Consider the following 23,638-nt stretch of genomic DNA (forward strand, 5'->3'; position numbering starts at 1 on the left):
CGCAAGCATTGATTTGGCGGAGAAAGGAGTGCTTCATACGGTCGCGACGAACCTGAGTATATACTTGTAGGAAGCTAGGAGCTGGTTCGGTTGGTTTAATTGCCATGTCAATACAGTTAATTACATATTAAAGATAGTAATAATCAGAGATATATACGACGTTTCTAGCCCAAAAGAGGCAAAATGCCGTGCAACGGTCTCNCATGTCAATACAGTTAATTACATATTAAAGATAGTAATAATCAGAGATATATACGACGTTTCTAGCCCAAAAGAGGCAAAATGCCGTGCAACGGTCTCCGAAATGAAGTCAGGCATTGCCGAGGTACGGATAAGTCAAGACGAAGCGACCGACAAACTCTTGACAGAACTTCAAACCAAACAAACCACACCTGAAATAAAGCTCTCCAAATACTACCTTTTCGATGTCAAACGCTGGGCAGAATGGCTCATATGGGGAGTGATGGTTGCTGTCCTTGCCTGCGTCATCGGTTGGGCAGTACATCTCTACGGTGTCAATCAAGCCCTTGATAGTCTTGCTCTCCGTTATCGTATCCTACGAATGGAGCTCGGCTATACACAGCCAAACATCGCCAGCCTTGATAGCCTTTTCTCCTCCGAAGACTCAGACGACAGCATCCGCAAGCTCCGCTCTCGCGTCACGAACTACGAACTTGCCATCGAACGCCAAGCCGATTTACTCTTGCAGCAACAACGGATCACCCAAGAACAAGCAGAAGTTCAAAAGGCATTAGGGAAATAATGATTTGCATAGCTCGTAAACCGCAGGCAAAAACAATACTATCAATGAGATGAAGCTTACTCGTAAATATAGTAGGTAAGGTTGGATATAAGCTTTAGTAAAAGGTTGTTTTTATCCTTTTACTAAAGCAACTCTATTTCTTGCTCTGTGAACCAATCTTTGCTTATGACTTGATTTTTAACTTTATTAGGATCATTTGTATACATAACAATTGCAAGTGATTCTTTTGCACGTGTACATGTTACATAAAACAGGCGTTGTGTCCTGTTAACCGATGACTCTTCCCCCGCTTCAATATGCTCCATATCTGTTCTGGTTAATTCTTTTACACCGAATAACTTATCATAGCTAAACATGAAGCCTTTTGCTTCAGAATCATCAATAATAACCATAACTCTATCAAACTCCAGACCTTTCACACCTTGATGTGTATCAAAGCATGTACGTTGATTCACATAATCATCATATCTCCTAACCATACTTATTGGTAAATTCATAACCTTAGCCCATGCCTGCAACTCCTCTTCCAGTTCATCATTAATATCATCAGGTGTGAGCTCACTGGCTTGTCTTATAACCTCAGGAACTGTTAGTAATTGAGAGTTCCAGACGGCTTTAGCAACCTCACGGATAGATTGATCATCATTGACTTTATTAGAGACTTTACCAGCTTCTTCTCTACAACGTAAGTAGAGTTTGTATGGATTCTCTATATTTTGCTTGCTTAATAATGGTGAATAAGCCTTCAATATATCTAAGGCAATCCGACCATCCGTTTTGATCGAGTCCGCAATAGGTAGCACCATTTTTGTGAAGAATTCCAATTCTGACACAGTACCCTGCAGCAAAGTCATCTGGTACTTGGTCACTTTGGCTAATGGTCCAAAAAACTGCTCAAAACCCAATCGCTTTGCTGCCATCATGTGTTCCAAGGTCAGTATTTTGACATCAGCATTTGACTCAAACCATTTTGCATCTTTAGTAAGGTTACACATTGATTTCATAACCGTTTGTTCAACCTTATTCTTATTTATTCCATCGCATTGTTGAACAACAAATAGTCGAGTGAATCCTTCAATAGCATTTTCACGTGAAGTCTGTTCTGCATGAGTGTCTATGTCTTTGCCGATTGTGTTCGCCAGCTTTACAATTCGCTTAGCACAACGATAGTTCATCTTTTTGACTGGTTGCTCCCACTCTGGGGGAATAATACTCACCATATTATCTTTCCCATCAGTATAGATTCGTTGTTTTTGGTCTCCAAGAAGTCCAAGCGTAAACACATCACCGAAATTCTTTTGAATTTCAAAAAAAGCATCCACAAGTTCTTTCTTTGTATCTTGGCTCTCATCTATCAGCAAAATTGGGTATCGTTGTGCGATGATTTGTTGCAACATCCTACTATTCAAAATCATTTGTGCCGAGATTTTTATGACCTCTGCATGCTTAAGCGCATTATACTCTAGATTACTACCATTGGGATTATAGACAAACTTTTCTATCGTACGTGATTTTTCCAGCTTTTCCTTTAGATATTCACACTTAGCAACATTAGTGGAATATGTTTTTGTATTCTTATTCTTTGCTGCCTCAATTTTTCTGCTCAGCTCTTGTATATCTTTCTCAATATACTGACAATATAGTTCTCTTATGTCTTTTGGATACCACTTGATAACATCCCACACAAAACTATGTATAGTGGATATATGAAAAACCGAGCTATGCCCCAAACGATTTATAATCTCATCTGTAGCTGCATTCGTAAACGTAATTACAGCCACATTCTTACCTTGTAACAACAAATCTGCACCAATTCTGTCACGTATTTTCTTTAATAGAAGTACCAAAGAGTACGTCTTCCCAGAACCAGCACCAGCAAAGAGAAAAAAACTCTTGCGAGGTGTTGCTAGAACACATTTCTCTAGGGTATCGTCGACATGTGAATCAATATTATTATTTGACATAATCTACTCTTTTGAGTCCAAACATTTTTTCAACCATTCCAAACCTTCTTGAATATAGGCCGGAGCATTCATTTCACAGAAATCCTCTTTATATAAGAGGGAGTTTGCAAAATCTGCTTTTTGGAAGCCTCCTTTACTTTCCAGTTTATCAAAGATTGACTTCTGTAAATCCTCAGCAGAATGATTTTGCTGTAACAAGTTGGCGATCGTAGTAATAGTACCCATCTTCTTTAGTCCATCTTGCCTGAACAGTTCTAAGTTGGAAAAGATCAAAGCGTCTTCAAACGTATAGGGGCATATTTCTGTGTATTCGTCCTTTTCTTTAGTCCAATTTATTTTGATTGGAGTCTGAAAGGCGATTCTGACATTATCTATAGTCTTACTATTCCCTTCAAGTGTGATAAGGTCATCGATCAGGCCCTTATCTGGTAACCAGCTCCGTATTGATGGATTGCCTGTCTTATATCCTTTTCCTCGGGTCGTAATTACAGCTTTATGCTTTACTTTCCCATTTTCTTCAACAACTTCTGTAGCATCTATATCGGTCACTATCAAAGTAGGAATTCCTATTTTGTTTATCAAACTACGAAAACTATGAGCATGACGACCATTTACTTCAACGACAGAAATATAAAACGAATCAAGTCCAGCTTTAGCAAGGAAACTTGGGACAAGGATTTTTTCTGCAGGTCCTTCAACCAATATCACTGCATCAGCAAAAAACATATCACAATGTGTTAAGCGGATATATCTTGTTACAAACCGCTTAGTTTCGTCACTAGAGCCAAAGGTGTTTGACAAATTTATAACATCTGAAATAGGTATCTTATCTCCTGCATTATCCATCACTCGTCTAAAGTAACGCATACAACTCAAATCAAGTTCGTTAACAATATGATTAGAGTGCGTGCTTAGTACTAGCTGAGTATTAAGCCATGGCTCGTCCTTGATAATTTTGTTATTACATAGAGCTTCAAACGCTTTCTTTACAAATACTTGCTGTGCTTGTGCATGAAGATGTGCTTCAGGTTCTTCCACAAACACCAAGTGGATAGGTTCTATATTCTTCCTCTCACTTGATGTCTTTAACCACTTCTCTCTGAAATCCATCAATTTCAAATAAATGGAAATCAGATTTCGGTAACCTAATCCATTATATTTCTCAGGCAAGGCTAATTCACCCAATCCTTGGAGCGCAAACTGCACCGCAGAGTCATGCTTAATCGCCTCCTCTATCTGAATCCTACTGCATATCTTAATTTCGGGGTTCTGAAACCCTGGATAGTTGATATTCCTCAATTCTGCAACTGGTGTTTCAAAGGTCTTGGTTAATTTCGCATTGTAAGTTTCATTTGCTTTTGCAATTCCGCTGACAAGCTCTAAATCACCTGGTAGTAAAATTTCTTCTTCTGGATTTGAATTTGAATAATACCTTTGAAATTGTCTTGATAAAGTGTCGATCTCGCTATCCGAATGACCATTTGGATCTGAGAAATCTCTTGAAGCCAAAATGGCATCCACCCTTATTAGTCCTTCCAATGGATTTTTATCAAGTGCATTATCTGGAGTAGGCTGAACCTCATGATCATCTTTTGGTTCTATTTCTGAATCAATAATATAGTATTTTACATCAAAATAGTCTCTTAGGTTTGACCCTTTGCCTAAGAACTCACTAAGATTCTTTGGGAACAATTCTGGCGAAGATGCTTTCTTCCATTCTTCGGTAGATTGTAATTCTTGAGCTTTCTTTTTAGCATCTCTGTAGGCAATATATAGCATCTCAACGTCTTTGGGAACATATTGACCTCGAACACCAACTTTCCTTCCATTCCATGTGTTAAGCGATGGGATTAAGTGGTACACCTTGTATTCCTCTCCATCTTCAACGTTAATCCAAATATCCATTGATGGAACAATATTGTCCCATTTATGTGCGTCTAGCAATTCAGCATCTACTGAGTCTTTAGTCAACCATTGATCTCCAAGATTATTGATCTTTACCCAGTTGGTAGCAGTAAATTCCCTGAGAGTGAACTTTTCGTTGTTGTTTAGAAACCAAACAATTGCACTTATAGCAGAAGTCTTTCCACTATTATTAGCTCCGACGAATACCGTTTCTTTTTCACCGAAGTCTATATGGCAATTCTTTAGTTTGCGAAAATTTCTAATATGAACTGATTGTATCTTCATGTTTCTATCTTATTTCTAGTATTTCTTCCAAGCCCTCAACGATTGGATAAACATCACGGTTCCACTTATTAATTCTGGTGGTAATAATGGACAAATTCTTCATTTATAACGAGACATATCTTACGCTAAAGCCTTCTCTAGAATTGTGCAGTGTATTTAGCTGTTCCTTTTTGCTCTGAGTAAACTGGACATTTTCCCAATACTGAACATATTCGAGATTATTGCTATTATTAATACCACATAAAACATTATTTAATGCCCTTCCCAATCACCTGTTTTGTTGCCTCAATCTCTCGTCGGCATAGAGAACAACATCCTTGATTACTAGCTTCTGGATAGCAGAAATGAAGGTTCCCATTTTGGAGAAGTCCACCTGTCCATGGAAGCAAGGAAGCAGTATCTTGTCTTTCTGAATCTTTCGATTGCTCACGCTATATCCCCACGAGTACTTATGTCCAAGGCTCTTATTGATACAAGTAACCAAGTAGAGTTGCTTGAGCTTAGTTCGATGTTCAGAATCATATAGACGCAGCGTAAGGTTATGGCTATCATTGGAGAAAAAATCGCATTCTTGATAGGTAACAACAAATGTCTTTCCTCCAATGAATATACAGTTCCCTTCAGTTATCAACTCTTCCCGATACGAGATATAGGAACTAACAGCATTATTCTCTCTACTAGCACATAAGTAAGGGGTAGAACCACTTCCTTCTACAATTTCATTTGCTAAAATATTACCAGCATTGCGAACATCAAAGACCTTGATCACATCAAACTCTCCCCATTTGACACTCCCAGTCTCGAAATCCTTAATAGCTTGCTCCTCTTCGGGAGTAAGACTATAGTCTTTGAGTCCTGTTATAGTGAGATAAGCGTTTAGCTCGGCTAAACGTACAGCGTTTAGCTCGGCAATAAACTTTTCCATAAATTCAAAGTCTGGTGCTCCTGAACGAGACGGCAAGACTAAGACTTGCTTCTCAAGCACTTTTACTTTGAAGCTACTAGCCCCCCAAGCAAAAGCTAAGAATGTTTTTTGAAGACAAGAGATAAAGAATTGAGCATTTTTATGATTAAACTGAGAGAACCTAGGCCTCAACACTTTTATTTTGTCTCCTGTAAAATAAGGCAGAGGCTGATAATACATTGTCGCGGTATCTTGCCCAAAAGATATCGTATTAGACTCATTGAGAAATTCTTCATCCTCCTCAATAAAACCTCTAACTCCATTGTTCTGGCTTGTCCTAACTACATAAGGATATCCTTTGCGACCAATAACAACCTTATTGGCATCAAATCGCCTCTTTGGAGAAAGTATCTCAAACAAATTACCGAGTCTGTATTCGCCCCACTCAACGCTCTCAAGCATCTTGTTGAGTGGGGCTTCTATTTTCCCAGGCTATCTTCGCCAGCGGATTGTCCTTTGAGCAGATTTGAGACTTCCCAAGCGAGGTATTCAGCCACCGTACGCTTAAAGTCATTCAATGTTGGACGCGTATCTATGGGAGCTGACTTATTCCAGTCCGCGCCATTCTTCGGATCTATGGGTGCCTCGTAGTACTCTTTCTCTGTGAATATATTGAGGTATTGTTTGCCATATAGAACTAGATTTACCAGTTCATCGTAACGCTCCTTAGCTCGGTCGGTGTCACGGAGGTTAATACTTGCTTTTTTTCGATTCGTACGCGTATAGCCATCGTTGGAGAAATCTATGAACCTTACGATATGCTTTGGATCATGCTTCTCCCCAACCTTGAACACATAGATATTCGTCTGCACACTGGATTTTCCGAGAAAGAGGTCTATTGGCATCTTAATGCTTGCGATGAGCGTATTGTGGTGGAGTATACGCTTATTAATGTCTCGTGCCTTGCCACTACCTGCTGAGTTTTGGATGATAATTGCTGCGTAACCTTTGTTCATCATACTGAGCGCACGCTCAACAAAGTTCATGCCATTCCCTTCTGCAGAATAAGGGGGGTTAAGAATGAAAGCATCAGCAGGAAACGCAATTTTATTTTTTCCGAAGCCGTACTTACCGTCAAAGTCAGTGAGCGAGTTTTTGTTGAGAATGTTGGAGCTACCATCACCCATCAATATCATATTGAGAATCGCGAGCATATATACGCTAGATAGGAGCTCTAAACCGAGTAGTTGCTCTGCTTTGATGAGGGCTTCTTTATGGGCGAGTTCGTCTGGAGAACTAATCGTGTTGCGTGCATCATTGAGCATTTCATTCATTGCGGCTACCAAAAGACCTGCCGATCCAGTCGCAAAGTCCCAAACATAAGAGTCTTTGTTCACCCTAGCCAGGCGTACGAGAAGCTGTGCTACATAAGAGGGCGTTAGCACAACGTCATTGAGCTTATCCTGAGTAAAGCCAAGCCACGAATACATCTCATTGAAGAGTTTACCTGTGAAGTCCGTTGTCAGACCAATCTTATAATAGATACCTAGGTCATCTATAATCTTGCAGAAGACACGCTTAAGCTGACTCTCACCATTTTCAACTTTATTGATATTCTCTGTGGTGAGGGTATTCTGCAGGGTACGCACAATGAGATCTCGTTTCTCTGTCGGGATAGTTTTCTCTCCGAGAAATGCTTTAATCTTGCGCATAATAATCTCTCCATCCGTATTTCCCTCTTCACTGGATGACTTCAGGTCTGTCTTCTCTAGTGGAGCGACCTTACCTGGGACCCCTAGTGTAGCAATAATAGAGGCTGCTACGAGGTACACTCGGTCATTCTCACCAAGCCCCTTTTCGGTTGGGTAGATATCATTATTAAGCTTCGTAAGACTAGTATTTATCTCCTGCTCTCGTTGCTCTTTGAGGCGCTGTAGTTCTTCGGGAGTAAGGCTTAGTTTGTTCACACGATCAATAAAAGTATCGAAGTTCTCAGCCTTGAGAAAAGATAAGTCTTCATACTTTCCGACCTCTTGCCCTACCCCTAGATTACTCTTGGATACATAGTAGACTCCAATCTCATGCAGAAGTTTGCCTCTCTCGTCGCGATATCCTGTTACCCCAATAGAGATGATGTCGGTATAGCCCGTGTGGTGTAATATGGCGTTGGCATAGTGAATAGCTCCATTGACCGCATAGCTGTTGATGTTCTTAAAATTAGGCTCATTCTTAGCCTTCTTATTATCGACTAGACCCTGAGCATCGAGCTTGACCAGCTTATCTTTGTAGCCTTTATACTCAATCAAGATTGGGTAATAGTTGAGTTGTTTGTCTTGCAGGAGGAGTTTCGCATCAGGTCGGTTGGCTCCACTCCCTCCGTTTTTGGTGAAATACTCCGTGAGAGCTTTGTCTATCTCTGCATTGAGACTCTCCTGCTCTAGCTTATAGTCTAACTTGTAAGACTTGAGCCAACCATTAACTAAGTCAGCGATATTGGGTTCTACCGATTGAATACCTTTTGCCATTATATCAAATTTGTTTTTATTCTGAACGTTATTGCTACTCGATAATGAAACTAAGTCGATTTCTAATCAATTGAATATACTGTTCCTGCATCTCCTCAGGAAGGAAGCTCTGGAGGATGCAGGTTTCCCATTCGGAGAGGATGCGCCCAAAGCGAGCGAAGATGTTGTCGCACACTTTCTCATCCAGTCCTGAGGCTGTCATCGCTTCGAGGAAGTGTTGGCGAGTGAGTTTGCGCTTTTTACCACAGAGGGTCAATGCAAGTTCTTCTGTATCCTCAGGAATAACAAGTGCCGTAGACAGCAGGTCATAGGCTGGAGTGAGTTGATATTCATTTCCCTCTGGAGCATAGAGCGAGTAATTCTTGAGGTGCATATCGGCATTACCTATCAGCCACGAAAAGAGTACCTGCTCCCAGTACTTGACAAGATCAAGTTTTGGCACAGAGCTATACTTGGAGATCAGCTTGGCTACCTGCTCGTGTGAGCCTTTGTATTTATATTCGGTCAGACGCTCTGATAGCTGACACATATCTTCCATTGGGAGCTTCTCCCCCTGCTCTGTTCGATCTATGCGACGAGTGATATAGCATAGCTCGCTATCGCTAAATCGCATCAATACATGAGGAACTGTTTCAATCTTGGCAATCTCTGCAAGGTGCATCGACACATCCTCCAACTCGGGGAGATGCGGATAACGCTCTGTTTGAGGTTTAAGGATAAACCGTCCCCACAAGCCAACGATGGTAAATCGCTTGGGCGAATTGCTCATTTGGTCAAAGTCGAGAGACAGCTTGGGTTGTACTCCTGTCACTGTGGTCTGCGAACGAACAACCTCATCAGCCAACACTCGTACTTCGCTACTTGTATAAGGCAATATCGGAGCTTGGGGCGCCCCAAACAATTTGCGACAACACTTGGCATGGTAATCCACCTCTCCATCAACCAAAGGTTCGTAGCAGTATAGGCATCTATTCTTCATCTTCAGTCGTATTTAGGGGTTCGATACTTACCGCTCCTATGCAGTCACGGCAACAAGCCAACAGCAAAGCCATTCGATCCCTTGCTTCTATCTTCCAATTCTTCTGAGCAATATCTAACAGCCATCCCTCTGGGATAAGTCCATCGAAGAATGGATGAAGCGTATTGCTTTGAAAAGGTTCTTCTCGCAAAGGCATTGTTAGGCTTATGCCTTGAGCTTCGGGCATAGTCAGATAGTCTTTGTCGTAAGCAAAGGAATAGCCCTCATCACTTTCTGTGAGAACGCCTGCTTTGAGTGTCTTCCAATAAACAATTGCCTGCTTCATCGATTTATAATGTTTTTTTTTGAGATTTTTGAAGACTAACAACCTCAGAAGAAGTATGATTGTCGTAAAAGAGTACAACATTTTTTTTCCCAGTCAGGGAGCTCTGATAGACAATGCCATCTATTGGTCCTCTGGACAGATAGCGCAGATATTCTGTAAAAACCTGAGTAGGGATATAGATTTGTTCATCCTCTATAGAAGATGGATGAGTGATATTATTATGAAATTTATGAAGAAACTTATACTCTTCATAGTATTTAGGCATCCAGAAAGACAACTTTGACGGAATGTTTGATAAGTCTACAACACTTAATGCTTTAGTTACAGAAAACTCTCCTACGTCAATACTCATAGGATTACAGTAGTTTTTTATTTCTCTCAGTACTGTATCCTCATCAAAAGCACCATAAAATAAAGATATCCCTTCTGCACTCATTCTATTGCTTTTAGCATATTTCGATGGGGGAGAGGTCAAATCACTAAAATCAGAAAAGCAAGACGCTAAGTCTTCATTGGGTCTTCCTCTGTAAATAATAAAACCTACTGGTATTAATCGAAGTAAAATGGATTCACACAACTCTTTAATCTCTGTTAATATATCACCTCTCCACTCCTCTTGGGGAACAAACTGAGGAGAACAAAAAAAGGTATACCTTCTTTGATGCTTTACTATTTCAACAAATGAATTCCATTTCCTTGAAAATTCTTCATCTAAGTCTTCTTTGAAAAAGTCGTTCTTTATCCATTGGTTATCATTGAAGCAAGAAATGATGTCTGAGTTCAAATTGCTATCAGAAGTCTCTAATCCATACGCACAAAGCATATCCACTGTATCTTCGTATTGTTCTGGATAAGTTGGAGCGATAAAAGGACCGACTCTATGAAATCCAGGTATCTCTTCATCCTCGTCATCATAAAATGAACTTGCGAGAAAAAGCCCTGCATCATCAATTGGGCAGAATCTACCTGAAAGTTTAGATCTCACAAAATCAATAAAAGCATGCATATTCACTACTGGAACAACTGTTCTAGAGCAATATGTACAAGTTCCTCTATTCCCATTATCCTCTATCCACTTATTGATGTAACAATCTTCAAAATGCTCAGTGCATACATATTTATCACTTAACCTTTCATCAGTCAAATCATATTCATCCTCAATCATCATAGTCTTAATATGCATAGTTATACTATTTCAGACTTCATCTCCTTCTCGTTTCATTGGCACAGGACCGCACTCCGAACCGAAGAGTTCAAAAACTTTATTGACCTTATCGAGGCGAAGAGTGGTCTTGCCTTGCTCTAGTTCTCGCACGAAGCGTAGCCCCACTCCAGCTTTCTCAGAGAGGTCTACTTGTGTCAGTTTATATTTCTTGCGCATCTCCTTCACATACTGCGCTATGATTGTCCTCGCTTGCATCATTTATATCAATTACTTGAAGTCCCATACTCTGAATATGTACCCAAAATGCCGTTTTCGGGAACACGTCCCAAGGATACGTACTCGTTTTGCCTCTTTGGGGGACATATTCAAGGCACCTCATTGTGTACCGCACACCCCATCAAAATCATTATATACCTTATCAGTAGCAAATATAATGAAAAGAAAACCATTATACCCCTTTTCGGGGTTATTTTGTCCTAATGCTTTGCCGAAAACTCCCAACGATCAGCAAAGAGGGCTATTTCTCTCTTGGTAATTCCCAGTCGAGTAGCCAAGGATGTCCAATCTTTCAGGGCACTACACACTTCCAAGATAATGGTATCGGCAATCTCCTTGCTCAGCATATATTCCTCTGAGGCATCTCTAAGAAGCGAGAGGTCTGCCTCGTTAGACGTAGAAGTAACCAGCAAACTCTGGTGCTTACTTAATGTCGGATTTATGTCGTAAGCAGGGGATAGTGTCCAGCCTTTGGACGTAAGTAAGAATCCGTGGTTTCGGAAGTGATCATCACTATTGCCAATGCAGATGTTGAAAACAACGCGACGATATAGTTCTCTTAGGTTACTCTCTACATCTGTACAGTGGCGAATGATAAAATCCACAATATCTAAGTAACCGTACCCATTCATGGAATTATCTCCATCATGCAATCCAAGAAGCGTCATAGCCGAGGCAAAGTGGATACGTTTCCCTTGCTCTGTTCTATCAAAACGCTTGGAGATTAGGGAGTGATAGGTCTCTGAGGTTTGTAATACCCTTGTGTCAGCCACAGTAATCCCAGCCCTTTTTGCAAGCAAATGGCTGAGATGCTCCCACAATTCGGCATCATAATCATCCTTACGAGAGGGAAACTTTGCAATACATAAAGAGCCATCGGTATCCAGTACACTGGCTTTGGGACGTGCTCCACCAAGAGAAGTGCCAGGCTGAATCAGCTGTACGATCCATCTTTTGTCAGGGAGTTCGTTCCGTTCCTCACTTTGTTCTATCTCCTTGCTTGCGGCTTCCAATGCGCGAATATCGGTCAAGGGTGGAATTCTAAGTGTCGGAGAGCTATTAATAAAGTCAGCATCTGCACTTTCTTTGAAACGGAAACCTCCCATTCGGGAATAATCATCAATCCCCAAGAGGTAATCAAAGGAGGTAAGACGACGAAGAGGGCGTTTCTCCTCTTGTGCTAAAATCTGCTCTCTGCGATTAAGTAGTGTTCGCCCCCATCTATCGGGCAATGCATCCGAAAAGCATCCAAAAATATCACCACCTCCTGTTGTATATTGTATGCCTGAGTAATTGTTAAGATCTGCACTTAGGAATAATCCTCCCTGTGTTCGTAGCCATTCTTCATTGAAGCAGAAGCCATAGCTGTCTGTCCCCCGCAGAGACTCATAGCTCAATTCCCCAACAATTGTCGGTTCTTTCAGCCAATCAAAATCAGCATATACAAGTAGTTTCTGCATAATTTATTCTTTCTTGGAGGCACGGCGGCGATTGATGAGAGAAAGGTCTTGGAGACGCCGCCCCAGTTCATCGTCTTTAGCAAGATGGAGGATGTCGTCCTCAAGTTGAAGGGCATAGAGTACTCGCAAGTAAATCCCGATCGACACAGTAGGAGCTCCTTTCTCCACACGAGAGACGGTCAAAGGGGAACAAGTAGCACGCTCAGCAATCTGTGCCACACTAAGATTACGACGCAGTCGGGCTAACTTGATTTGCTCTCCTACAATCTGCATCTTCTGCTCTAATTTTCGGGGCAACTTAGTCCCCATTGTATTCTTTGCCATATATTCAACATATTATATAGTATGCAAATATACGCTTTTAATCTCACTATTATGATTGTTGAAAGAAAAATAAGTATATCAAGTGTTTTTCCTGCACCACATTGCCTTAATATGCTCCGAAATGGGTACTTTTGCAGTGGGCAAGCATGCTAAGTACAAATAGGAGGTGTTGTAATCTATTGATTTACAGAATACAAAACCCAAAAGAAGACTGAAAGACTGAGAACTAAGCTATGCGGTACAAGTATGTAAATCCCTATAGAACAGCAAGATAAAACTGTTTTCCCATTTATTTGAGGGGTGTTTGTACCGATTAAAAGGCTAATCGCCTAATTGACAGAGAGGTAAATATATTGCATTGGCAAATAAAATTATGGTTAATGTATTCTTTCTTGTATCCGACTTAAGAATCTTATAGTGTGCCTCATCACTTCTCTATTATATCGCTCTTCAAGGTTCACGAAAGATTCCTGAATAATTGGATGCTCAAGTTCTTCAATTGTCTCTTTTAGGCGTATTATTAGCTGTTCTTTTTCCTTTGTGTTGTTGGCTTGACGGAGTGCTCGATATGTTTCAAGGCCGATTTCATAAATTACTGGAACATCATCCTTAAAAGGAGACTATTGCGCAATGCGCAGCTCAAAGTAATAATCAGAGATATATACGACGTTTCTAACCGAAAAGCGGCAAAATGCCGTGCAACGGTCTCAAAAATAACTTTTACGCCTCGTGCATACCCACAACTAAACTCAAGTCACACACGACAACTTGGCTAGCGAATAGCCAAGCGTAGAGACCCCCAAAAAGGCAAGAGGCCGCAGTGAACATACGAGCTCGCTGCAACCTCTTGGCACTCTGTGTGGAGATGCGGGGGGTTGAACCCCGGTCCAAACACAGAACTAATTTGCTTTCTACATGTTTAGTTTCTCTTGAGATTTTCGAGAGTCGGGTGCGGCAGAAACGACCAGCCAAACTCCTTATCCCCCTAAATCTGACTCACGACAGAGGGCATCTCGTGAGTGATTCCCGAATTTCCGGCACCACTATAACCAGCTCGCCTCGGGACGGGGGCTCTCTGAGTGATGTCTTGTCGCCGCATCCATGCAGCGATTAAGCGGTTAGTCTACTATACTTCGACTACGCAGCAAGAGCGTAATTGTTTTCGCCAGCTAAATTGTTCGATGTCCGAGATTATAGTGCTGGGCACCCACGCACTACATGCTTACAAATCACTTCGTCGCGCTGTCAAAGCCAATTCATCCCCATAATTTGCAGGCGCAAAGTTACTCATTTCTGCGCATCTTAGCAAATGCCACGTCCCTTACTCAGGGAACCCGCATCAAATTTTTAGCAGCTTTTTGAGATAGTCTATATTCAGAGCAGCTTTGAACAGCCTCTTGCGTAAGGATAGCTTGTCTTTATACTGAGAAACAATGGCTAAAGCAAACTTTCTGAGCGTGTTTAGATTCGTGGCAGAGTAGTCCTTGCGGGCTCGGCAAGCATCTTCCCTAAAGGTTACATCCAAATGCCAATGAAGCCTATTCTCAATCCCCCAATGCCCTCGAATATATTGCCCAATCAACTAACAATCTTCGTGTGGTAAACTGCTGATATAATACTGCTTATCCACACGAGTCTCTCCCTCTAAACTACTAATCTCACGCTCCACCTGAATTAAACTTCTTAAGCCTTGCCATTGACTATATTCCCCCTCGTCAAAGACCTCGGAGGCGTGTAATGTGGTATAGGTTCGTTTCTCGATACGACCATGATTTTTCTCTAAAGTCTCATACGTATGACGTCCATATTGCCCTGTAAAGCCATCCTAAACATCCTCATACAAGTGTTTTTGATTGCCCTTGAGACTTAGGATATAGTCAGCTTCTGATTGGATAATCTGCTCTGCAATGTTGGTTTGAGTCCCCATAGCATCGATGCTGATGACTGCTCCCGACAAATCAAGGCTATCCAAAACTTCCGGAATGGCTTGTAACTCATTGCGTTTCTCGGCAACAGTTTCTTGAGCAAGGCTTAAACCTACTTCATCAACCCAAGCTGAGAGAACATGTGTACTGCCGGTTTTCTTCTTCGAGCCTCTCAGACGTTTGCCGTCAATGGCGATGTGCTTACCTTCTAAGTCTCTATCAGCTCTTTACCATAGACTTGAAGACAAGCATAGAGAGACTGAAGCTCAATGCGTTGGAGCACTCTCTCGAACGTGTCTACGCTCGGACAGCCATTAGGCAATTCAACCAGTGGGCGAAGCGATTCTCCACGCTCTAAGCAAAGTTCATGCATGGATTCATAGTCCTCGCCTCCACATAAGTAACTCGCCAGTGTAATTACTAGAATATCGCTCAACTTATGTTTGCAACGACCCACGGCACGTGGATCTGCTACTGTTGAAAAACAATCTTGTATACGCATATCCCAAAGATAACTCTATTTTGATTCGGGTGCCCTGGAGCCTTGCCTGCCTCGATAAACTCCTTTTTCCACTTGTAGTAGGTAGTATCCTAATACCATACTTGCGACATAGCTCTGCCACGCTAAGCTCCCCGCGAATGCCCTCCATAACGGTAAGTATCTTTTGTTCTGAGCTGAAGATACGCTTCGTGTTACGACGAATGTCTTTGAGTAGTAACTCTGGGCTAGTAGATTTAGCCCGTTTACCTTTCTTTGTCTCTGTTGCCATAATCTTTGTTTTTGTTCTCTAAAGTTACACGCAATTCATCAACTAATTGGGACCCCTAGCAGCGCACTTTTGCTCGACAACATACAAGGCTGTGGTAAAATTGTTTTTCACCACAGCCCCAAATGATTAGTTAAGGTTATATGACTACTGACATCTATCGGCTAACGGGGTACACATACTCCATAGTCAGCAGACGCCCCGGATCTCCCATTGGCGTATTAGGCTTGCGCTTGTAGCGAACGATGCGGATCTTGGCATACTTACCACTAGGCGTGCGAATGATATACACCTTCTTCGACAGCTCCATAGACGGCGGCATACGGCTTAGGTCCATGACAATGGCTCCACGGCGGTGGACCTTGTATTGGATAAAGCCATTATCTCCAAGAATAGGCTTTCCGTCCTTATCCAAGATGGGTAGCGTCTTGGTCGTAAGCACGGGATTCACGGGAAGGCGCCCCTGCACAACCCCCTCCTCATCGGTGTGCCTAATGGCTACGATGTAGGGGACATCTGTTTCGAACTTATCATCAGCTGGGATAGCGATCTGTTCGCTCAGAAGCATAGAGTTCGTTTCCACAGCACCGCCCTTGGCACCAATGGCTGTACTCTCCCCGCTATTGGTGCGCATATCGGCTCTGTGGAAGGCCATATCCCAGTTGTCGTGGTGGCGGCTCTGCTCGTCGGATATGGTTACGATCCCTCTATCGAAAGAGAAGTAAACAAACTTATCATACGCACTCACGTCTAGCTCCACAGACTTAATTTTAATCCCCGTGGAGGGATCGACAGTTTCTTTCTCCTCGCCCTTCGATTCCTCTGGAGTAGGAGTTGGCTTAGGCGTCTCGGTCTGAGAGATGATAGGCTCATCGGCACGTTTCTTCTTGCAAGATGTCGCAACGCCTGCAATCAGCGTAGCCGATAGGACATAGACGAATACTCGATTTAGTTGTCGCATAGTTATTTGTTATTTTCGGTTAGAAAGATAGCGCAATACCTACATTAAGAATATTGAACTCGGAGTAGCTCCCCCAAGAGTAAGATGCCCCAAGGGATAGGGGACCTAGGTTGCGCCCAAGCCCCATGGTCAGATAGCTACTCTCTGGCTGATAGACCGCACCGAAACGTAGTGCCACGATACGCTCAAAGTCGTACTCTAGTCCTGCGCCAGCAGACATTGCCCGATCTGAAGTGAGTGTGGTCTGGTAGCGAGCCGTTAGCCCAAAAGTTAGCTGCTGATGCTCTGCTGTGGCAAAGCTCATCATTCCCGAGGCCTGCAAGTAAGTAGGTAGAGCTGCACTGGACTTACTGCGCTGACCGTAGTTGAGCTTAGGCCCTAGGTTGCGTGCCACGAAGTCAAGCGCATAGCGACCTTGATTGAGGAAGCTCAGCCTGCCCAGATAAGTAGCCCCTAAATGCATCATCAGACCATGAGCCGTCTGGGAGCTATAAGTATTGAGATACGAAGCCCCTGCGTGTAGGCGCAAACTAGGAGATAGGGCGAAAGCATAGCCTAGATCAATAGTCCAATCACGTGGGTGGATCTTCCCGACCTTAGTCCCTACGGAGTTGAAGTAGTCCATTTGCAGACCGCCCCAATGCCTTGCTCCGATGAGCAGACTATGCTTAGAAGACAGACGATAGCCAGCCGAGAGCGTATGGAAATACTGACGGCCGCTATGGCTCTTCTCAGGCGACAGCCCCATTGCGTAGCTCGCTTGCAGGGACTTGCCCTCTAGATCAAACATAGCACTCGGAGTGGAGTAGAGAGGCATCAAGGTAGAGCCTACCAGAGGCACAGTCCCCATCGCCGCCGATCGCACATCGGCAGTAGCCGTAAGCACCGAGATGCTTGTCTGAGCATTGGCTGGTAGCATACTGAGTCCCCCCAGCGTAACAAAAGATATAGTGATGAACTGAAAAATTCGCTTCATAATACTTAGCGTTTGATAAATGACTGCATAAACTTCTTGTCCTTGCTCTCTACGAGTAGCGTGTAAGTCCCAGCCGATAGGAGTCTTAGGTCGAGCGAAATCTTAGTCCCCTTATCTAGATCAAAGGTCTTCTCTGCCATTACTGGAGCTCCAGCAGGGGTCAATACCGCAACGTACACACGGCGCACACCATCGGCCACACGTATATTCAAGAAGTCTTGAACGAGCGTAGGATATACCATGTGCACAAGGTCGCTGGTTACACACTCTACTGATAGACCAGTCTTAACGGTCATCCCCAATGGATCTTGTGAGGCGATCTCGAAGCCAGCCAACCCAACAGCTTGCGCCTTGATTTCTAGCTTAGAGCCAGAGATCTTGGCAGTAGCCATATCGGGATTAAGCGCACGCACAGAGTAGGCTAGCTTGTCTGTTTTGTCTTGATCGTAGAAGTATTCGGACAAATCAATCTTTGCGGTCTGACCAACCGAAGCATAGATGCGGCCGAGTGGCTTAGCCAGCTGAGGAGCGTGATTTTTGTAGAACTCAAAGGGAATTTCTATCGTAGACTTCAGTCCGAGCTCATCAGTTACCGACACCACAATAGCATACTTACCCTTGGGGCGAGAAACTCTGAAGGTAAGCTCAATCTCTCCGGCCTCGTTACGCTTGTGTTTGACGTCGTAGTCCTCTCCCTCAACTTCGTAAGCCCACTTCTGACCATCTGGCTCAGTTACCAAGATTTTGCGTGTCAATGTTTCGGCTCCCGTGAGGCGAATCGAAGAGTCATCATCTAGCTTGAGTATAGGAGCGATGTTCTGCATCGTAGTTACCGTAGCGAGAGCTACAGACTTGGCCACAGCCCCCCATCGGTCTACTGCCTCTACTGCATAGTAGTAGGTGCTACTAGGGCGCAGACCTTGGTGCAGGTATTGGATTTTCTGCCCCAGCTTACGAGCGCCCATTACCTCAACCTTGAGGGCTTCCTTATAGCTCTTGGCGTCAATTTTAACCTCACTATAGTATAGGTTATAGGCATAGGCCGTACCATCGTTGGCGTCACTAGCCACATTCCACGAGAGCTGGACACCCGTATGTGTCGCCTCTGCCGATAGCTTGGCCACACCCTCGGGAGCTTCGTTCTCTCCCCTTGGGGCAAGAGCCAGAGCGGCATCTACGTAGCCAGCACCTAGGCGCTTGACAAACTTGGGATTAAACTCATTGATGTCGTCCGCACGCACGGCGGTAGTCAGACGCTGCTTGAGCTCTTCGTTGGTGAAGCCGGGGCCACCATACTTAGAAACGATGAGAGCGGCAATACCTGACACATGTGGACAAGCCATAGAAGTCCCCTGCATATAGCCATAGGCGTGATTGGGCAGTGTACTCAATACCTCGCCCTTAGAGTAGAGGAAACTACCTCCCGGAGCCATAACCTTGACCCACTCACCTCGATTGGTATAGTAGGCTGCTGTGAAGTCGGGCGCCATAGAGGACACAGACACCACTTGGCCGTACGCAGCTGGGAAAGACAAGTAATCTCGCCCATCATTGCCTGCGGCGAAGATCACAACCCCGCCCTTCATCGGAGAGTCGGCACGCTGATTGCCGTCCTTGTCGCAACCTGCATACTTGATGAAGTAGTCGATCGCCTCTTGGTCGGACTGACTTAGTGGCTGCGCTTGGTTAGGCGCATTCCTATACCCCCAAGAGTTTTGGCTGATGACCGCACCCATATTGGCTCCATAGACAATGGCTCTAGCTCCTGCGCTTGCGCTCGATACGGTACGCCCCTCCTCATCGGTGTGGAACATCTGGCACGAGAGCAATCTAGCCCCAGAGCCTTCTGTGCCATTACCGCCTGCTACTCCTGCCACTCCTACGCCATTGTTGCTGCGGGCTGCTACCGTACCAGCGACGTGGGTGCCGTGATCATGGGGCGTTATGTCCCCAGACTCTGTGACGAAGTTGTAGCCATACACATCGTCCACCATACCATTCTTATCGTCATCGACCCCAATCTCTCCGTCCATCTCCTTTTGGTTGATAAACATATTGTCTTTGAGGTCCTCGTGTAGGAAGTCAATCCCCCCGTCCACGATCGCTACGGTAACGTTCGGCTTACCAGTTTCGCTCTTCCAAGCCTCGAAGAGATTGATGTCGGCACCAGCCTTGGATCTCATCGTCTGACCTACATTATGGTAGTGCCACTGCTTAGAGAGCTCGGGGTCGTCGAAGCCACTTGCAGACTCTGCCCTAAGACCTTGGGAGGGCTCTACGAGCTTGTAGGCGGTAGAGGGAGTCTGTAGCACACGCACCTCCTCGGCCACCTGAATACCTGCAAAGGATTTGGCTCGCTTCATTGCTTCGGCTAGTGCCTGATAGGGAGCGGCCTTCTGGTCATCGAAGCTAATATCGTACCAGAGATGAAGCCCAGCGGCTCGCTGACGCTCCTCAAGCTCTCCTGCGTGGGGGAAGACACGCTCAATCTTGAGCGCACCGATATGCTCCAGCAAGCCACCTAGCTCACCGCCGAGGCTACGCAAACCTCCCTCGGAGGCTGCGAGCTGCTTCTCCAAGCGTGTAGCTACATTGGGTGTGAGCTTGACACGCAGCACATCGGAGAGTACGCCACGATCTGCCGAGGTATCTAGTACCGGCGTGGAGGTCTGCGCCCGCTCCGCCTCTGAGATGTCTATATCTTGATTACACGAGGCCAAGGTAAGTAGGCCCATTAGACCGCATATTTTGATCTTAGTCATATTCTAACGCATTTATTGATTCGTGAGTTTTACACGGCGGAGCGCCTTGGTGATGATAGCTTTATCGAGCGAGTCATCGGTCTGGCTAAGCTGAGTAGATAGGAACTCCAGCTTAGCCACGATGATCTGCTGATCCTTATTCTGCGGATCCTCAACCTCTGAACGATATACACCCATATAGAGCGTACGATCCTTGTGTTCGAAGAGGAAGATACGTGCATCCAGATATCGGCTGAACTCAAACTTCTCCTTGCGTGCCAGTGTAGCAAATTCATTAGTTAGTACTGTAGCTCCTCGATCGTAGTAGTAGACTTGATCGGTCTTGGTGAAAACATGCTGTACTCCTACAAGAGGACGAACATCGTTGCGTTCATTGATCGAGTAGATCCTAAGCATGCCTCCGAACTCATCAGAGGCAAAGACGAGCGAAATGCCACCGTCATCCTCTTCCTCTAGCACAAGACGCCCTCCATTGGCCTTCTCCCAAGCCTCGACACGTTCTCGATCATAGTCCCTCCATTCCTTATCTTGGAGCACCCCCCAAGGGAACTGACCGAAGGTGGCCATCTCTTTGGTCTGCTTAGGCTCGAAAGTGTACATAATGAAAGAGCCTTCATTGCTCATAGCTACAAGTGCTTGACACTCGTGCTTCTCGCTGTAGTAAGTAGAGTTGCGACGTGGGACGAAGCCCTCCTTGAGCAAAAAAGCGACTGCCTTGTCGAACTCTCTATCTCGAGCGAAAAGCCTAGGATCCGTAGCCCAAGCAATTGCATTGCGGTAGCGTCGCTCATCTGGCTCTATGACATACTGAATGACGTTGAAGGCCTTGCTCTTCGTCTCGAATGTCCACAAGTTAGCATTCCCTCCGATAAGCGAATTGGCCAAGCCCGATGGCTTACCGATCAGGACACTTCTACGCTGATTCTCAAAGGCCTTTACCTCTTCTTCCGTTTGATTAAAGCCTCCGTAGGGCAGTACGTAGTACATTGCACCCTCCTGCTTGATTGTGATCTTAGAGTCTCCATTGCCATCAGCATCTCTCAGGTAAAGTGTAGCTGTACGTTCGTCGTAGCTTTTGTTCTCCTCCACGATGATACGAAACTCCTTTTTCTTGGGGTTCAGTTCGTACTTGACCCAGTCGGATACAGAGCTGATCACCTCCAAATCTTCTAGATTATTATCCACAATAAACGTAATCTCTCTGGCCCACTGGTCTACCTCATAGGTCTTCTGCCCAGACTCTAGGATCTGAGCCTTGCCTAGCTGCTCTACCTCAATAGTACGAGATAGCTCACCTGCACGGACGATGACGCTTGCCTTGCGCTTCTGTAGCTCCTCGTTGGTCGCTCCCTTGAGGATAAGTTTATTGCCGCTCTTGGAGAGCTTGAGCCAACTACCGCCACCTAGGAAGGACCAATCGGTCTCTGTGGTCTTCACCTGCACCTCTACCTCCTCACCCTCTTGCTTCATCTGTAGCCGCTCCTGAACGGAAAGCTCCAAAGACTGCACCTGAGCAATCTCGATCGAGGGCTTACAAGAAACGAAAGTCCAAGAGAGCAAACATACTAGGGATAAAATATATGTCTTCATTACTTATTTCTTTTTCATTGACTACTTGGCATCTCGTAATCTTGGTGCGACCTGCACTACTACGACACTTGGTTTATTTTTGCCATCTACAAGGGTTTCGCCGATCCTAAAGAAGAACTCAATCTCTAGATCTGGGTTATAATAGCTTACAGCTCGTCCGCTATCTATCGTATCACTATAGACGAAGCCTGCCTGAGCCAGCAATGTGCGAAACTCTTTGGTCACATACAGAGATGCGGAATTATCATCCCAATAGAAGAACTGCTGGGGGTCTGCAAAACTCTCTCTAGACACCTCGAGTGCGGTGCCTGACACACGAATACTCTTTTGTCCATAGAACGGATCAGTAGGATCGACATAATTGTTGATGTAATACTCATAAGTTCTACCCAACCTATACTGACGGTACTGCCCATCACGTTCGAAAACGAGCTGTTCGTAGAACTCACGCCAATACTCTGCTGGGATCGGTTTATTGGCATCGAAGTAAAGCGGCACACGAGTCTTGCGGCTACTCTGGTCACGCTTACGCTCACGCTCCTGCGGGCTATCTCCTGCATTCTTAGGATCTCTGGGGTCATAGGGTGGGATCATCGTCCAGCCCTGTTGCTTCTGGTACTCTATGATTTCGTCCTCACGAGCCCCCTCCTTGACAATCTCGATGATGCGGTCTTCTCCCGAACCTTCTTGCCCAGAGAGCCTCCCTACGTAGAACTTAGTGATACCCAGAGGCAGCTTATCGAAACTCGGATAAGGCTTCTGCGCAGGGTAATTGGTGAATGTGATATTGGGGTTGCGTGTCGTAGTGATGATATTAACCTCCGTGTTAGTAGCATCGCTGTAGTACAGCTCATCAAGTACTTTCTTGTACCCACCACGCACCAGCATCCCTCTGATCTCCTCACCCAGTGCTCCCTTGAGGTTCTCTGGGTTTCTGTTGGTTGAGTAGACGGATGCACTCACATACTTGCCGTTCTTCACTCGATAGACGATGTAATCGAAGATCGGGCTTACAGTTTCGTACCCCCATTGAAATAGGTTACTCCTACCATCTGGCTGATTAAATAGGCGACTATAGCGCTCCGTCTCGAATAGTCGGAGTACCTCGGAGCTCACACCAAACTCTGGATAGGGCATCACGATATATAGGATAGGCAACTGATTGACCTCTACCGTATGCACGAGTTTGCCCAAGGCGTCCCTGACTTGTACCTGAGCCGTACGTGGATCTCTCGCTGAGTTCTCCCCCACTTTGATTGCGATCTCTCCTTGTAGCGTGTAGGGCGTTACCTGAACCCAGTCCTCTGTAGCAGACACCGTCCACGAGGGGGAGGAAGCATCTACATAGAAGCGTTTCTCTCCGCCAAACTGCCCAAACTTGATGGACTTCTGAGCATTAAACTCTAGCGAACGGCCACTCTGCTCAATCTGTAGCTCCTTGGTCTGACTACCAGAGGAGATTTGTACGCTGGCTAAGCGAGTATCGGTCGTCGGATTGGCCTCCACATTTAGGCGTAGCATGCTACCATCTTTACTGGCATGTAACCAGTCTTGGTCTACGAGTGCCACCCAGTCGGACGAGTTGGTCGTCACAGTGATGCTTGCCTCGGAGGCCGTGCTAGAGAACTGCAATGGCTCCGTTTGACTCAGGCTCAACGATGATGTATGAGGCTCTACCACCCTCTGGCAGGCAGGGCTAGCAAGCAAGCCTGACACTAGAATAAGGCGGAAACCCAGTTTAATAATTTGATTCATAATATTGTAGATATCTTGACATTCTTG

Annotated in this window: 16 protein-coding genes, 1 other RNA gene and 2 pseudogenes; 1 reads left to right on the forward strand and 18 read right to left on the reverse strand. The window is 44.7% G+C overall.

The genetic code is table 11. The annotated features are described in order from the left end of the window. The first annotated feature begins 304 nt into the window (after positions 1-304). The gene (locus HQ41_RS00650) at positions 305-763 is read left to right on the forward strand and encodes a hypothetical protein (protein WP_235316871.1); all 459 of its coding nucleotides are present in this window, start codon (positions 305-307) and stop codon (positions 761-763) included. Positions 764-885: 122 nt separating this feature from the next. On the opposite strand, the gene HQ41_RS00655 is transcribed toward HQ41_RS00650, so the two are convergent. The 18 genes and pseudogenes from HQ41_RS00655 to HQ41_RS00740 all read right to left on the reverse strand — a co-directional run bounded on the left by HQ41_RS00655 (position 886) and on the right by HQ41_RS00740 (position 23,611). Next, positions 886-2,727: a UvrD-helicase domain-containing protein gene (locus HQ41_RS00655; RefSeq protein ID WP_052405195.1), complete on the reverse strand. Its 1,842-nt coding sequence runs from the start codon at positions 2,725-2,727 to the stop codon at positions 886-888. A 3-nt stretch (positions 2,728-2,730) separates the two neighbouring features. Then, the gene (locus HQ41_RS00660) at positions 2,731-4,917 is read right to left on the reverse strand and encodes an ATP-dependent endonuclease (protein WP_044186529.1); all 2,187 of its coding nucleotides are present in this window, start codon (positions 4,915-4,917) and stop codon (positions 2,731-2,733) included. 268 nt (positions 4,918-5,185) lie between these two features. Beyond that, complete coding sequence (locus HQ41_RS00665; protein WP_044186532.1) at positions 5,186-6,283, reverse strand: restriction endonuclease subunit S; 1,098 nt, start codon at positions 6,281-6,283, stop codon at positions 5,186-5,188. Positions 6,284-6,300: 17 nt separating this feature from the next. After that, positions 6,301-8,346 carry a class I SAM-dependent DNA methyltransferase gene (locus HQ41_RS00670; RefSeq protein WP_044186535.1) on the reverse strand — a complete coding sequence of 682 codons (2,046 nt, stop codon included), beginning with the start codon at positions 8,344-8,346 and terminating at the stop codon, positions 6,301-6,303. A gap of 34 nt (positions 8,347-8,380) precedes the next feature. Further along, entirely contained in the window at positions 8,381-9,325 is a 945-nt protein-coding gene (locus HQ41_RS00675; protein ID WP_044186536.1) for a HipA domain-containing protein, read from the reverse strand. Beyond that, entirely contained in the window at positions 9,315-9,650 is a 336-nt protein-coding gene (locus HQ41_RS00680) for a HipA N-terminal domain-containing protein (protein WP_044186539.1), read from the reverse strand. Before HQ41_RS00680 ends, HQ41_RS00675 begins: the two co-directional genes overlap by 11 nt. Before the next feature lie 4 nt (positions 9,651-9,654). After that, entirely contained in the window at positions 9,655-10,833 is a 1,179-nt protein-coding gene (locus HQ41_RS00685; protein ID WP_081964698.1) for a HEPN-associated N-terminal domain-containing protein, read from the reverse strand. A gap of 12 nt (positions 10,834-10,845) precedes the next feature. Next, complete coding sequence (locus HQ41_RS00690; RefSeq protein WP_044186647.1) at positions 10,846-11,070, reverse strand: helix-turn-helix transcriptional regulator; 225 nt, start codon at positions 11,068-11,070, stop codon at positions 10,846-10,848. 221 nt (positions 11,071-11,291) lie between these two features. Continuing rightward, positions 11,292-12,551, reverse strand: a complete 1,260-nt coding sequence (locus tag HQ41_RS00695) for a type II toxin-antitoxin system HipA family toxin (RefSeq protein ID WP_044186543.1) — start codon at positions 12,549-12,551, stop codon at positions 11,292-11,294. A 3-nt stretch (positions 12,552-12,554) separates the two neighbouring features. Continuing rightward, complete coding sequence (locus tag HQ41_RS00700; RefSeq protein WP_018965526.1) at positions 12,555-12,875, reverse strand: helix-turn-helix domain-containing protein; 321 nt, start codon at positions 12,873-12,875, stop codon at positions 12,555-12,557. An 857-nt stretch (positions 12,876-13,732) separates the two neighbouring features. After that, positions 13,733-14,139: a transfer-messenger RNA gene (gene ssrA / locus HQ41_RS09425) on the reverse strand. A 75-nt stretch (positions 14,140-14,214) separates the two neighbouring features. Then, a pseudogene (locus tag HQ41_RS09430) lies at positions 14,215-15,302 on the reverse strand (ISAs1 family transposase). A 41-nt stretch (positions 15,303-15,343) separates the two neighbouring features. Then, positions 15,344-15,570: pseudogene (locus tag HQ41_RS09810) on the reverse strand (transposase); the annotation flags it as partial. A 154-nt stretch (positions 15,571-15,724) separates the two neighbouring features. Then, complete coding sequence (locus HQ41_RS00720) at positions 15,725-16,528, reverse strand: HmuY family protein (protein WP_044186548.1); 804 nt, start codon at positions 16,526-16,528, stop codon at positions 15,725-15,727. A gap of 19 nt (positions 16,529-16,547) precedes the next feature. Then, a complete protein-coding gene (locus tag HQ41_RS00725) occupies positions 16,548-17,504 on the reverse strand; it encodes a PorV/PorQ family protein (protein ID WP_044186551.1) in 957 nt (318 codons plus the stop codon). Between the two features lie 5 nt (positions 17,505-17,509). Then, entirely contained in the window at positions 17,510-20,266 is a 2,757-nt protein-coding gene (locus tag HQ41_RS00730; RefSeq protein WP_081964699.1) for a S8 family serine peptidase, read from the reverse strand. A 12-nt stretch (positions 20,267-20,278) separates the two neighbouring features. Then, positions 20,279-21,856: a BACON domain-containing protein gene (locus tag HQ41_RS00735; RefSeq protein ID WP_081964700.1), complete on the reverse strand. Its 1,578-nt coding sequence runs from the start codon at positions 21,854-21,856 to the stop codon at positions 20,279-20,281. Between the two features lie 21 nt (positions 21,857-21,877). Then, positions 21,878-23,611: a BACON domain-containing protein gene (locus HQ41_RS00740; protein ID WP_044186569.1), complete on the reverse strand. Its 1,734-nt coding sequence runs from the start codon at positions 23,609-23,611 to the stop codon at positions 21,878-21,880. Positions 23,612-23,638 lie beyond the last annotated feature (27 nt).

Origin of the sequence: Porphyromonas sp. COT-290 OH860, assembly GCF_000768935.1 — a bacterium.
In the GTDB taxonomy this organism is placed as follows: Bacteria; Bacteroidota; Bacteroidia; order Bacteroidales; family Porphyromonadaceae; genus Porphyromonas.